We start from the raw sequence: 12,713 nt of genomic DNA on the forward strand, positions 1-12,713 counted from the left end.
GGCAGCGAGTTTTGAGCGCCTTCTGTGCCGTGCTGTTGGTGGCGTCGTACGCCTGCATGCTCGTGTGACTGCCGGGCACCCGGGCACCCGGGCACCCGGTCACCGGGGAGCTGGACTCGGGTGCCCGAGGCGATCCTGTTTCACGAGACCGCACTGGACGCCTACGGCATCCGCGGCCACGCACAGGGCTGCCTGAAGACCGCCGAGCGTTCGGCGGCTCTCGACCGCAGAGATCCGAGACAGCCCGGTCTTGGATCACCTGTTACGCCAGGGCCGCTCGTACGCACTGACGTAGCTGGGGGAGGACCTCTGCCTCATACCAGGGGTTCTTCGCGAGCCATCGAAAGTTGAGCGGGGACGGATGCACCAGCGGCAGGACTGCCGGGAGATGGTCCGCGAACCGTCGAACTGTCGCCGTGAGCGACTCACGAGTGCCCAGGTAGTGCTGTTGCGCATAGCTGCCGATGAGCAGTGTCAGCTGAATGTGGGGCATCGCCTGGAGGATCCGCGGGTGCCATCGGGCTGCGAAGTCCCGGCGGGGAGGAAGGTCACCGTGGCGCCCCTTGCCGGGGTAGTAGAAGTCCATCGGCAGGAGAGCGAAGCGTGATGGGTCGCGGAACGTTGTCTCGTCGACTCCCAGCCAGTCGATGAGACGGGCTCCACTTGCGTCGTTCCACGGGATGCCCGACTCCTGTGCCTTGCGTCCTGGCGCCTGTCCCACAATCGCTATGCGTGCCGCGGTGTCGGCAACGTATATCGGCTGGTAGTTCGCCGCCGCAGCCCAGGCATTGTCGGGATCCGCGGTGATCTCGGAGCGGATACGCTCAAGGTCGGATGCTGTTGATGACATGCTCCTCCTCGGGTCGGATGGTGCTCTGCTCGTTCACACGGTCTGCATCTACATAGCAAGGCCCGGTGCATGTGGCTGCGCTTCTGACGGGAGGGCGCCGCTCCCGGCGTCGCCGCCCGATGGGCGGCCAACGAATCCTGAAGGTGTTCAGGTGCCAGTCCGAGGTCGCCGCCGAATCGCACCGCGTCGGGACATCTGCCATCAGCCATGGAGGTCACCTTCTCGGTTCGCCTGGTCGCACCACGACATTGCCCGCTGACGGCGACGGCCTGTTCCTCCCGGTCGCCTTGCCGGAGTCTGGTCTATGTAGTCCACTTTCGCAATCCAACACGCTCGCAACGACCCCTCGTGGTCGATCGGGGCGAGGGAAACGTCTGTGGCCCGAGCGTGCACTCGGAGCCTTACGTCGGGGCTCAACGTCGACGTCCTGCAGCGCCGGCTGCGCGACCGCGGCTATGCGGGCCTGAACCTCAAGGTCGACGATCGGCCCGACCGCTTCCGCGTCGCGCACGATGATGTTCAGCAGCTCTCGACGTACTGCGCGCGCGTTGACACCAGTTGCAGCGGAACCTTACGTTGGACGAAATCGTCCACTACAAGGTCGCTGCCCCCTTCGACCCGACCGTGAGACGCCCACCACTAGAGACCGTTGGGTCTGGAAGAGAGCACATGGTGACAGTCTCGCGTGGCTTCTTCGGCCATCACGATCCGCGTGCCGTCGATCTGCCGCCCGGCCAGCATCTGACCCACGGATTTCCCGTGCTGACGGCTGGGCCGACGCAGCTGATCTCGACGGACGTATGGAGCTTCACCATCACGCCTGAGATGGGCAATCCGAGGCGGTGGAGCTGGGATGAGATGAGGGCCTTGCCCTCCGAGGAGATCAACGTTGATATCCACTGCGTGACCCGGTGGACGAAACTCGGGACCCAATGGCGGGGCGTGTCGCTCGACACCTTCTTCGAGGACATCGCAACCAACAACGAATACGCGATGGTGCATTCGTACGGGGGCTACACCACGAACCTCCCGTTGGAGGACCTGGTGGGGGGCAAGGCCTGGATCGTGTACGAGTACGAGGGAGAGCCGCTTCACGTCGAGCACGGTGGTCCGGCCAGGCTACTGGTGCCGCATCTCTACTTCTGGAAGTCCGCGAAGTGGGTGAACGGCATCACGATGCAGCGCTTCGACGAGCCGGGCTTCTGGGAAAGCTTCGGCTATCACCACTACGGGAACCCGTGGCGCGAGGAGCGTTACGCCGGTGACTGACACGAACACGACCGACGACCCGGCCGACAGCTCCGTAGAGGAGACTCCGTCAGCCGGGAATCACTGGCGCAAGGCAACGCTCATCGGTCTGCACTCGCAGTCCTGGCATTCCCGGACACTTGTTCTACGTGTCCCCGGCTGGACCGGACATCTGCCCGGTCAGCACGTAGACATACGTCTCACAGCCGCGGACGGCTACTCGGCCCAACGGAGCTACTCGTTGGCTGAGCCTGCCACGCCCGACCGCGTCGCGGTCACCGTCGACCTCCTACCCCATGGCGAGGTCTCGCCGTACCTGGTGGAGAGCATGGAGATCGGTGACGAACTCGACGTACGCGGGCCCATCGGTGGATGGTTCGTCTGGGAGCCGGGGGACCCATCCATCGGGGACGGCCCGGTACTGCTGATCGCCGGCGGATCAGGGGTGGTGCCGCTGGTCACCATGCTGCGAGCCCGGAAGCGAGCGGGCGATGCGGCGCCGACGATGCTCGTGTATTCGCTTCGCGGCCCTCGCGACCTCATGTACGGGCCTGAACTGGAAGAGATGTCGGCCGATCTGTCCGCGCGAGGGTCCGCCGAAGTGCGTCTCGTCTACACGCGCAAGGTCCCCGACGGGCACCTCCGTCCCGCCTCACATCTCGCGGTCGAGGACATCCAACCTCCGTCCGCGTGGCCGGAGCCCTTGGCGGCCCGGGTCTACGTGTGCGGCCCCTCTGGCTTCGTCGACCACGCCACAGGCCTGCTCCACGAGGCGGGATACCCCGACGATCGCCTACGTACGGAACGATTCGGACCCACAGGAGTTGATCGATGACCTCGGATCTCTCGACCCCGGCCGTGCCCGATGGCGGCGCTGACTCAGGCGGAGTCTTGGACGGCAACGCCGCTGCCGGCGAGTTCGCCGGGCTCCTCGCGAGCGACCCGACCACCGTCACTGTCCGCTGCGGCAGCTGCGGCGCCACACAAGCATTCGGACAGCTGCCGGCCTATCTGGGCGGACCGGGAACCGTGCTGCGCTGTCGCGAGTGTGAGGCGATGGTCGCCCGAGTGGCCCGCACACCACGGGGCACATGGCTCGACATCTCGGGCTCCAGCTCGTGGTTGTTTCCGCGCACCCCAGGTCCGGTCTAATCGGGACTGCCGGCCGGCCAACGCGATGAGCTCATCCGTCCGGTTGCGCGTTCTCAAGACGCGGGTAAGAAGGAGAGCCCTTTCCGACACCAACGTCAGGTCGAACGCGCAAGCTGACTCTGACTGCAGTGACTCGAGCGCTCGGCTACGGCCTGTCGCCTCCGGCGATGGTCTCGACTTGGAGAGGCCCATCGAGGGGTCTGGGGTGGGTGCTTTCCGATGTCCACTCGGCCGGTCACGCGGGCGAATGGATCGATGAGGGGAAACGGAATGAAGGCAGTGGCAGGGGAGACCGTCGTGGCCGAGGCCGCGAACGAGGCGGTAGTCATGATGGAGGGGAATGTCTACTTCCCGCCGAACTCAGTTGTGGCCGGTGTGCTCCGCGACAGCGCAACGCCCTACACCTGTCCCTGGAAGGGAAGGGCGCAGTATCACGACGTCCTGGTTGGCGAGACGGTGCTCAATGACGGGGCTTGGTCCTATCCGGACGTCAACGAGTCGGCGGCGGCTCGTGTTGGCCGCGACTTCAGTGGCTATGTCGCTTTCGATGGGCGCCAGGTTCGGATCGAGGTCTGACCGACCACGCCGATGACCGAACAGCACATGCGACAGGCGAACCTCCAAAACCTCGCCCAGGCGATCCTCCTGGTGATCTGCTCTTCCACATCCAAGCCACCCGTCCCGACCTCTGCTTCGGGTTATGCATCAGTTGCTCTGCTTGCCACCAACCGCGACGACGGACGAGCAATCAGTCGGCGTCACAGCAACAGTGCCGGTATCGACTCGCACTGGGGCAGCAGACGCCGAGCAGATCCAGCTCTACCTCGAGGAGTCGCTGACGTTCATCCCGCACACGGCTGAGACGGGCATTCGCGTTGACCAGCGACAAGGCGTGACCCTGGCGTGCGTGGTTTGTCGGCGACATAGCCCGGCCAACGAAAGCGGCGCAGGACGAAAGACCGTCCAAGCTCGCAGCCACCAACTAGGCGGGCGACGCGGATCCCGCTGCCACGCTCGAACGGCAGGTGTCGTCTCGGTGAGATTCGAGCGAGGTAGAGGTTCTGCGCACCGCAGATGTCCAAGGCCGAAACGGAGGAGAGACCCTGATGGAAACGCAGGTGATCACGGTGACCGACGATTCGTTCGAGAAGGTGGTGTTGGCGGCAGATCTCCCTGTCGTCGTCGACTTCTGGGCTGCGTGGTGCGGCCCGTGCCGGATAATCTCGCCGATCCTGGATGAGATCGCCGCCGAGCACGCGGGCAAACTCACCGTCGCCAAGCTCAACGTCGACGAGAACCCGAAGACCGCCGCACGCTACAACGTCATGGCCATCCCCACTATCGCGGTGTTCCACAACGGCAGCCTGGCGAAGACGATCCTCGGCGCTCACCCGAAGGCCGAGCTCGAGCGTCGGCTCGCCGACTACATCAGCGGCTCCTAGAGGGACCATGAGCGTCACAGGGTGTGCACTCCTCCACAGCGATGCACATAGACCGTGCTGCTGGGCCGGCCGGCAGCGAGACCGGCAACACCCGTAACGGCAGTCGGTCCAAGACCGTGCTACCGACGTCGGCCCGGTCGAGATCATCGTTCCGCGGGATCGAGATGGCAGCTTCGAGCCGAAGACCGTGCGCAGGCGGCAGATGGTCATCTCGCTGGCCGCCAAAGGTTTGACCACCGGGGAGGTCTCTGCGCCCCTGGCCGAGGTCTATGGGGCCGAGGTGTCCAAGCAGACCATCTCCATCATCCACCGACAAGGTGCTGGAGGGCATGGCCGACTTCCGCCTGCACTCTCGTAAGCCGATTTCCGACCACCTCGCCCGCGAGCACGGCCTCATAGAGGCGTGTTCGCTCAACCCTGCGGACTCGGAGGTCATTGGGCTGGGCGCTCCCGCCATCCACACCTTTCCACGCTTGCGCCCGTGTTACAAATCGGACTATTGAGTCCGAAGTGGGCTGCCGTGGTTTCTTCGGCAAGCATCGTATGGTTCGAGATCTTGACGCCAGCAAGGAGGAGTCTCGTCATATGCGCTGGTGTCCGGGCCGGCGCCTCCTCGAAGCATATAATGGACGATATCGTCCAAAGATAATCGCGTAACCGGGTGGCCCCGTGTTGCCCCTTCAGCCCATGTCGTGCCCGATGTCAGGAGAGTTCGATGGACTGCATTCCCTCCCATGGGAACGTTGCGGATGGCCAGCCGGTCGATGCGGTGGACATGATCGCCGCCCTGACCTCGTCACAGTTCGTGTTCTCCGACGGTGCAACCCAAACGTTCACGGCGGAGGGGCGAACGACCTACGTCGACAGGGGTCTGTCATCAGCTGGCGAGTGGTCTGTCGTAGGTGACGGGACCTTCGCATCATTCTGGCCGCCGACGTACCGGGCGACGTACATGGTCCAGTGGATCGTCGAGGCCGGAGTGCCGGTCGGTGTCAGCTTCACTGATATCCGGAGCGGAGTCCGCTACAACGGCCGGTACCGATGACTGGACTGATTCGTACACCAGAACTTTCAGTAGCATGACACTGTGGAGGAGGGGTCGAGCGAGACTGCGGTCGCGCGGTTGACGGCGCGTGGTGCGAAGACGAGGTCTCGAATCATCGCTACGGCAGCCGACCTGATGCGCGTACGAGGTGTCGGGGGCACGACCCTCGACGACGTCGTCGTTGCGAGCAACGTCAGCAAATCCCAGCTGTACCGACACTTCGAAGACAAGCAAGCGCTGGTGCGGGCGGTCATCGAGTTTGTGGGGGAGCGCACGATCGCCGTTGAACGGGAACGCCTGAACAAGGTGATGACGTTCACAGGCCTGCGGCGTTGGCGGGATGCCCTCGTCGAGAACAACGCCCTGCACGAGGGCAGGTACGGGTGCCCATTGGGTTCGCTGGCCAACGAGGTTTCTGATCAGGACGAGATCGCGCGCAAGAAGCTCGACGACCTGTTTGCGGCGTGGCAGGAACTCTTTGAAGATCTCCTCCGGCGGTTTCAGAAGGCGGGCATCCTTCCGCAGGAAGCCGACGTTGCACAACTCGCCACAGGTCTCTTGGCAGCCGTACAGGGTGGCTACCTGATAGCGCAAGCATCCCGCGACGTCACACGAATGGCTTCCGCCATCGACATGGCCATAGCGCACCTGCACATGCTGAGCGGCAAGCGGGACGCGGCATCGTAGCGGCCACTCGGGGGACCCAGTCGCCTAATCGGTGTACACCTTCGCCGCAGCACGAAGGAACCGCATGACCTTTTCTGCTGGCACCTCACACGGCCTGAGGACCGGCCCCTCAGAGGTGATCCACACGTTTGCCCCGAGTTGCTCGGTGTCACTGAGTCGCTCCGCATTAAGCGAGATCACCTTGCCTCCTGCGTGCGTAGTACGCGTAACGCCCCAAGCTTGTCCAGTTATCTCCGCACGTGACCAGCCCTCCGGGATCGTCCTCACCAGCGTGTCGAGCTCCTGATCCCAGCCTTCGTCCATGTGCTTGATCCTCTCGTCGGGTGTCCGTTCATCTGCTACCGCCGTAACGCTGGAGGGTGTGTAACAGTGCCAGCTCTGATGGCGGCGGTGATTCTACGACCAACGGGAGTACCGCTCCTCTCGCCATGGGTCAGCGTGCAGGTGGTAGCCGTTACGCTCCCAAAGTCCGGGCATATTGCGCTCCTGCGTAACGAATCCATGAATCCACTTCGCGCTCTTCCAGAAGTAGAGATGCGGTACGAGAAGTCGCGCCGGTCCGCCATGTTCAGGAGTGAGATCAGCGCCATCGTGTTCGAAGACGATCCATGCCTTGTCGCCGCGAAGATCGTCCAGCGCGAGGTTCGTACTGTAACCGCCGTAGGAGTGCGCCATCACGTAGTGATCACTTGTTTGTACATCCTTCAGGAGTACGTCAAGCGAGACTCCGCGCCATCGAGTTTCTAGTTTTGACCAGCTTGTGACGCAGTGAATGTCGGCGACGATAGCGCTGATGGGCAGTGCCATGAAGTCGTGCCATGTCCATCGCATCGAGGTGTCGGGACCCGTGCGAATGAAGAGCTCCCAATCATTCTTGTTCACTCGGGGCGTGGGTCCAGTCGAGAGCACCGGGAATGCTTCTGTGAGGTGTTGTCCCGGTGGAAGATCCTGGCCGCGATCCCGCCGTTTCCCGACGAATCCTCGGGTGGTGCCGGACGTCATGTTCTCCCATTCGCGAGCGATGGTCCACAGCTCATGTGTCGTTCTGGCGGATCCGGTCGACCCTGCGCTGAGCTCCTACACCTCGAACGGGTCGTCGGAGACGATATGAATCGCCGCCTCCTCCGCGGAAGCACCCGCCCGATCGATGCCGACGTCCTCGGCTCGAAGATCCGACGACGGGTCGCCGGCATCTTGGATGGCCCAGACGAGCCGACCCGCCCTCCAGTTGCCGACTTGGTCGTCGATGAGTTCACCATCAGTATCGGATGCGTCACCGATCCCGTCACCGACCTCATCAGCCGCGATGTCGGGAACCTCGTGGGCAAGCCTCTGACTGAAGGGCTCGTGGGTGCGAGCTTCGTCAGCGGTCAACCCCCAGGCCAGGCTTCCGATCGGGCGATCCACCGGCAGGTAACCCGGGCCGTCGCCGTCCTCGCCGAGTTCCTCGTCATCGAGACTCTCATCTGGTGGCAGCAGTCCTGGGACGTAGTCGTCCATGAGGTCTCCTTTGCATATGTTGCGTGGTTGGCCAGGCAACGTGTCCTTGGCGGCTGCCCTCGAGCATCACGGCGTGTCAGCTACGTATGCCTCAACGCGGCAGGGGCGAACTTGCTTCAGGGATTGTACCGCTTCTGGAGTAAAAAGGGACGATTTGGACCAGTTTGAGGGCGGATCGGACCACCGGCCAAGGAGGCCGCGTACGGCTGCATACATCCGGGTGCACGGAAGCAGATGCTTGAGCAGCTGCGCTCGATGCAGGAGCTCGAGAAGTGGCGTGATGCGCTGGTCGCCGACCTGACGACGGCCAGGGTGGCTACCGATGCCCAGTCGACCGACGAGCTCGCCCGCCGCTCCGATTCTGCTCGTCCTGATCTGTCGGGCGATCCGGGGTCGAGTGAATCGAGATGTCTTAGGCGCGATGGGATCGACCCTGTCTTCTCGCCGGCCGCGTTACGACGCCCCCGTTCAGCCTGTCGGGCAGGCGGTCGAGCAACGGGTGGTTCTCTCCAGCTGCCTTGCCGAGGCCTTCGTCGCATCAGCGCAGCTCTGGCGCGTCACAGCCTCGACCTTGACTCCATTTGACATGTTTGGGTAAATCGCGCAAACTGGACGCAATCGTCCAAAATGTAACCTGGTGCGATGCCTCGACCAGGTGAGAGGGCGCCTCTGTGGTCAGGACCACGCAGCTCTGACAGATGTCCCCGGCGGACCTCCAGCCCATATCCAGGCTGACGCGGCCGACAGGCGGTTCCTCGGAATGTTGTGCGTGGCGGCCACCCGACAAGGAGTTCGCAGATGGCTGTTCCTGAGTCCATCGACGCCGGTATGGGCCAGCGATCAACTGGGAAGACGAAGCCGTGGATGTGCCGGCAGGCCGAGACCGGCCCCGGGCCGCAGGGCCCTGGTCGCTCCGACAGGCTGATCGGCCGCGCCGGAAGAGCGGTGCCGAGTACCTTGCCGCTGCGCTCCATGCGGGTGCGCTACACAGCGGCGGTGACGCTGCTCGTGCTCGTGGTCGCGGCCGTGGTCGGCATGAGCCTGGAGCTGGCGATCCGGTACAAGGTTCGGGACGAGGTGTTCCTCAACGCCGAGCAGGTCGCCGACCGGTGGAGTGCCCAGGCGCGGGCTGGTGAGCTGCCGCACCCCATCCCTCCTTCCGCCGGCATCGATCTCATCCAACTGGTGGATGCCCGGGGCAAAGTCGTCGGCTCCAGCCCTCAGGCGGCGGGTCGGCCGCCGCTGAGCGGGTTGAGGCCGACGCCCACCCATCCGCTGCAGCGGCGGACCGAGTGTTCGAGGAAGAGGTGTGTCCTGCTGATGGCCGACAGGATCTCACCGTCTGCCGGCGCCTCCGTCGTTTACGCGGGAGCGGCTGAGCCCTCCTACCTGATGACGCATGATCTCGAATACGTCATCGCGGTGGCCGCACTCATGATGACCGTAGTGGGAGGGCGGCTGACGTGGCGGATGACGAGCCGGGCTCTGCACCAGGTGGAGGAGCAGTACCAACTCGCTTCCACCACCGCCCACGAGCTCCGGAATCCGATCGCCGGCCTGCGCTTGCAACTGGAGGAGGCGCTCCGTTACCCCGATCGTGTCAATCCTCGTGACGCGATTCGCGGGGCCTTGTCGACCGGCGACCGGCTCGAGGCGATCGTGGAGGACCTGTTGCTGCAGGCCCGGCTGCATGACGGTGAGCCGACGCCGTACGAGCCGATCGACCTCGGTGCGCTGGTCGAGCAGGAGGCGGGCATGCCTTCGCACGATGTGCCGGTGCAGGTTCGGGTGGTCGGTGACGTATGGGTGAGTGGCTCACGGATCCAACTGATCCGGCTGGTGAGCAACCTGGTGGCCAACGCGCGGCGGCACGCCGAGACCCACGTCGCCGTGTGCGTCACCTGGACCCATGGCCAAGCGGTCCTGGTGGTGGCCGATGACGGGGCCGGCATCGAACCCTCCGACCGTGAGCGAGTTTTCGAGCGGTTCGTACGTCTGGAGGACGGACGTCGTCGTGAGGCCGGCGGCAGCGGCCTCGGGCTCGCGATCTCCCGCGACATCGCCCACGCCCACCAGGGAACTCTGCGCGTCGAGGACTCTCCTCGCGGCGCCCGGTTCGTTCTCCGGCTGCCACTGCTGGAGGGAAGCTCCGAGCGCGTCGCCGCTCCCCTCCATCCGGTCACCGCCGAGCACGAGTAGTGCTCACGGCCATGTCCGCACGTGGAGGAGATCGATGCCGGCGAAGGCGGGGACGGGGTGTGCCAGTTGCTCGCCCCGTCCTCGCCCGCTTCACCTGATGGTGGTTTTCTCGGCGTTGAGGGATGCCTCGTCTCGAATCTTCAGACGGATCGTGAGGTCTGTGATCCTTCTCGGGAGCCGCCGTGCTCGCTGTCGTGGGCGGGGGCACCGTCTGCAGGTCGCGTACCCCCGACATCCCGGTGCGGTCCGGCGGTGCCATGGGTCGACGCTTGGGTGACGACCGGCCACCGGCAGCGTGCTCGCGCCTGGTCGACATCGGGATGGTCAGCATCAGGTACGCGGTGGGCATGCTGGTCACCGTGACCAGCCTGGCAAACCGACCGACGCCGACCGGTGGCCGCCCATAAGCATTGACCCGCTTGTCCTCTTTGTGGGCCGTTGGAGTTTCCGGCGTACCTGATCGAGGAAGAGCTATGAGGGACGGCGGCAAGGCCGCACACCAGAGGTGCCTCACACGCCGGCGGCACCATCACGCACATCAGGACGCCCCCCTCGTCCGCGAGGAGGATGACAGCGTGTTGCTGACCCGCGTTCTCATGACGTCAGCGACGCTGCTCCGTGGGGTGTTGCCCGACCCTCTGCGGGGTGCGGTCCCCTGCCCGCGGCGGCTGGCCACCTGCCCTGGAGGGCTCCATATCGACCTGCACGGCATCGGCGGACCCGGTACGGAGACCGCGGCCGGGCGACTCGAGGAAATGCTGCTCGAACAACCCGGAGTCGATCGAGCGGAGGTCAACGGGCGTCTCGGCTGCGTTTTCGTGGGCTGCGATCCAGATGAGGTCGACCAGGACAAACTGATGGCGATCGTCGCCGAACTCGACGAACAGGAGGAGCGGGCGCGCCACACGCCGATCCGGCTGGCCGAGGAGCACGTACGCGCGACGATACGGCTGGCCGCCGGCGTGACGGGGATCGGACTGGCGTTCGCGGGCAGGGCAGCCAGGCTGCCGCGTCTCACCCCTGCCGTCCCCGCGCTGCTGCACCTGGCGGACTCCACGCCGATCCTGCGCGAGGAACTGGACCGGCTCCTCGGCCGCCGCGCCACGAACGCCCTGTTCACCTCGGCGACCATGATCACGCAGACGCTGACGCTGCGTCCGGTCGGGCTGGTCGTGAACGCGCTCGTGTCCGCCGGCCACTACGTCGAGGCGCGAGCCGGCCGGCAGGCCTGGGAGCTGCTGGAGGAGCGGCTCGCTCATCAGGCAGGCGCCTACCGGCACATCAAGACGGTGGCGCCGCCACGGCCGTGCCACCGGCCCCACGGCCCGATCGAGCGTTACGCGGACGTGGCGAGCCCGGCGGCGGCAGGCGGGTACGCCGTCACCCGGGTCGCCACGCGCAGCAAGCAGCGGGCTCTGGCCATCCTGATCTCGGCCACGCCAACGGTCGCCGCCGTCAGCCGCGACGCCTTCGCGTGCGCGGTCAGCCGCGCGCTGGGGCGGCGCGGCTCCATCGTCCTGGAAACCGAAACGCTGCGCCACATGGACCGCGTCGACACGGTGATCCTCGATGCCGACGCCATCACCACCGGTTCGTGGACGATCGACCGGCTGGTGCCTCTCAGCGCCGGCCTGGACACCGGCGAGCTCTACGCCCGGTGCTGTTCGCTGATCGACTTCGCCGACCCGTCCGGGACTCGGACCGGCGAGGACGCGGTTGTCGAACCGGTCGTCGATCTGGACAAGCACCTCCCGGCGGAGGCTCCCGAGTGGCGAGCGCGAGGGTTGCTGCCGATCGGAGTGACCAGGGAAGGCCGCCTGGTCGCGGTCGCCGGACTGGCCCGCGAGATCGACCCCATGGCGGAGGCCGTCGTCGACATGGCCAAGGCGGCGACGACCGTGATGCTCGCGGGAGACGACGAAGCGCTCGCCCAGCGGCTCGCCATCGAGCGGCTGGTTCCCGGCGGTCCCGAGCTCGGTGACGCGGTTGTCGAGCTGCAGTCCGAGGGGCACTGCGTCGTCGTGGTGTCACGAGGGTCCTGTCAGGGCCTGGTTCATGCCGACATCGGCGTCGGCGTGATGGACCAGTCAGGGACCGTGCCCTGGGACGCCCACGTGGCCGGCGACCTCACCGGCGCCCATCTGCTCCTGAGCTGCCTGCCCAGAGCCGTTCGCGTCAGCCGCAACGGCGTACGGCTCGGCGCCGCCGCGGCCGTCGTCGGCGGCCTGCTGGTGATCGCGGGCCCCGAAGCGACGTCGCTTCACCGGGGGCAACTCGTGAACGCCGGCGCCTCGCTGATGGCCGTCGCCCTGGGGGAGTGGGCCGGGCGCAGCGCCGGCCGCGTCCCGATCCCGTCCCTCGCTGACACCACGCCCCGGAACGCCACGTCCGCCAAGGACGTCCTCACCCGGCTGCACTCGTCCGCCCACCGCGGCGCGCAGGCGGAAGCCGTACAGCGCCGTGGCGTCAAGGGACAGGGTGGAGCCTGAAGGTCCGCGCCCGCTCGCGTGCCCGGCGGATGAGCCGGCGAACCGCCGGCCCCCCCGTGCTGAAAGCGGGGGCCTGCCTTCGTCCTCAAGGGATCGGCCCT

12 protein-coding genes and 1 pseudogene are annotated in these 12,713 nt (G+C 65.7%); 10 read left to right on the plus strand and 3 right to left on the minus strand.

Features of this window, described 5'->3' with window-relative positions; genetic code table 11:
• Positions 1–262: 262 nt before the first annotated feature.
• Entirely contained in the window at positions 263–850 is a 588-nt protein-coding gene (locus ACIBP6_RS03770) for a uracil-DNA glycosylase family protein (RefSeq protein WP_397048413.1), read from the minus strand.
• 669 nt (positions 851–1,519) lie between these two features.
• Between ACIBP6_RS03770 and ACIBP6_RS03775 the strand changes: the two genes are divergently transcribed.
• The 8 genes and pseudogenes from ACIBP6_RS03775 to ACIBP6_RS03810 all read left to right on the plus strand — a co-directional run bounded on the left by ACIBP6_RS03775 (position 1,520) and on the right by ACIBP6_RS03810 (position 6,424).
• Positions 1,520–2,119 carry a molybdopterin-dependent oxidoreductase gene (locus ACIBP6_RS03775; RefSeq protein ID WP_397048415.1) on the plus strand — a complete coding sequence of 200 codons (600 nt, stop codon included), beginning with the start codon at positions 1,520–1,522 and terminating at the stop codon, positions 2,117–2,119.
• Positions 2,112–2,933, plus strand: coding sequence for an FAD-binding oxidoreductase (locus ACIBP6_RS03780; RefSeq protein ID WP_397048417.1), 822 nt, complete (start codon positions 2,112–2,114; stop codon positions 2,931–2,933). The genes ACIBP6_RS03775 and ACIBP6_RS03780 overlap by 8 nt, the downstream gene beginning before the upstream one ends.
• Positions 2,930–3,250 (plus strand): DUF6510 family protein, encoded by a 321-nt coding sequence (locus ACIBP6_RS03785; protein ID WP_397048419.1) that lies wholly within the window; start codon positions 2,930–2,932, stop codon positions 3,248–3,250. Before ACIBP6_RS03780 ends, ACIBP6_RS03785 begins: the two co-directional genes overlap by 4 nt.
• A gap of 270 nt (positions 3,251–3,520) precedes the next feature.
• Entirely contained in the window at positions 3,521–3,826 is a 306-nt protein-coding gene (locus ACIBP6_RS03790; protein WP_397048421.1) for a DUF427 domain-containing protein, read from the plus strand.
• A gap of 530 nt (positions 3,827–4,356) precedes the next feature.
• On the plus strand, positions 4,357–4,692 hold the full coding sequence (trxA, locus tag ACIBP6_RS03795; RefSeq protein WP_132609875.1) for a thioredoxin: 336 nt from the start codon (positions 4,357–4,359) through the stop codon (positions 4,690–4,692).
• A gap of 68 nt (positions 4,693–4,760) precedes the next feature.
• A pseudogene (locus tag ACIBP6_RS03800) lies at positions 4,761–5,027 on the plus strand (transposase); the annotation flags it as partial.
• Between the two features lie 380 nt (positions 5,028–5,407).
• On the plus strand, positions 5,408–5,737 hold the full coding sequence (locus ACIBP6_RS03805) for a hypothetical protein (protein ID WP_397048423.1): 330 nt from the start codon (positions 5,408–5,410) through the stop codon (positions 5,735–5,737).
• A gap of 42 nt (positions 5,738–5,779) precedes the next feature.
• On the plus strand, positions 5,780–6,424 hold the full coding sequence (locus ACIBP6_RS03810; protein WP_223189643.1) for a TetR/AcrR family transcriptional regulator: 645 nt from the start codon (positions 5,780–5,782) through the stop codon (positions 6,422–6,424).
• Positions 6,425–6,820: 396 nt separating this feature from the next.
• Here ACIBP6_RS03810 and ACIBP6_RS03815 read toward each other — a convergent pair whose 3' ends face one another.
• Both ACIBP6_RS03815 and ACIBP6_RS03820 read right to left on the minus strand, forming a co-directional pair.
• Positions 6,821–7,426 (minus strand): molybdopterin-dependent oxidoreductase, encoded by a 606-nt coding sequence (locus ACIBP6_RS03815; protein ID WP_397048426.1) that lies wholly within the window; start codon positions 7,424–7,426, stop codon positions 6,821–6,823.
• A 75-nt stretch (positions 7,427–7,501) separates the two neighbouring features.
• A complete protein-coding gene (locus ACIBP6_RS03820; protein ID WP_397048428.1) occupies positions 7,502–7,924 on the minus strand; it encodes a DUF5709 domain-containing protein in 423 nt (140 codons plus the stop codon).
• A 765-nt stretch (positions 7,925–8,689) separates the two neighbouring features.
• Between ACIBP6_RS03820 and ACIBP6_RS03825 the strand changes: the two genes are divergently transcribed.
• Together ACIBP6_RS03825 and ACIBP6_RS03830 are read left to right on the plus strand one after the other, a co-directional pair.
• Positions 8,690–10,123, plus strand: coding sequence for a sensor histidine kinase (locus tag ACIBP6_RS03825; RefSeq protein ID WP_397048430.1), 1,434 nt, complete (start codon positions 8,690–8,692; stop codon positions 10,121–10,123).
• A gap of 575 nt (positions 10,124–10,698) precedes the next feature.
• Positions 10,699–12,612, plus strand: coding sequence for a hypothetical protein (locus ACIBP6_RS03830; RefSeq protein WP_397048432.1), 1,914 nt, complete (start codon positions 10,699–10,701; stop codon positions 12,610–12,612).
• The last annotated feature ends 101 nt before the right edge of the window (positions 12,613–12,713 follow it).

The sequence above is a fragment of the Nonomuraea terrae genome (genome assembly GCF_044465245.1).
Taxonomy (GTDB): domain Bacteria; phylum Actinomycetota; class Actinomycetes; order Streptosporangiales; family Streptosporangiaceae; genus Nonomuraea; species Nonomuraea terrae.

Coding starts and splice junctions, on each gene's coding strand:
- ACIBP6_RS03805 (WP_397048423.1), top strand. CDS start 5,408: ATGGACTGCATTCCCTCCCATGGGAACGTTGCGGATGGCCAGCCGGTC.
- ACIBP6_RS03790 (WP_397048421.1), top strand. CDS start 3,521: ATGAAGGCAGTGGCAGGGGAGACCGTCGTGGCCGAGGCCGCGAACGAG.
- ACIBP6_RS03815 (WP_397048426.1), bottom strand. CDS start 7,426: ATGACGTCCGGCACCACCCGAGGATTCGTCGGGAAACGGCGGGATCGC.
- ACIBP6_RS03770 (WP_397048413.1), bottom strand. CDS start 850: ATGTCATCAACAGCATCCGACCTTGAGCGTATCCGCTCCGAGATCACC.
- ACIBP6_RS03785 (WP_397048419.1), top strand. CDS start 2,930: ATGACCTCGGATCTCTCGACCCCGGCCGTGCCCGATGGCGGCGCTGAC.
- ACIBP6_RS03775 (WP_397048415.1), top strand. CDS start 1,520: ATGGTGACAGTCTCGCGTGGCTTCTTCGGCCATCACGATCCGCGTGCC.
- trxA (WP_132609875.1), top strand. CDS start 4,357: ATGGAAACGCAGGTGATCACGGTGACCGACGATTCGTTCGAGAAGGTG.
- ACIBP6_RS03820 (WP_397048428.1), bottom strand. CDS start 7,924: ATGGACGACTACGTCCCAGGACTGCTGCCACCAGATGAGAGTCTCGAT.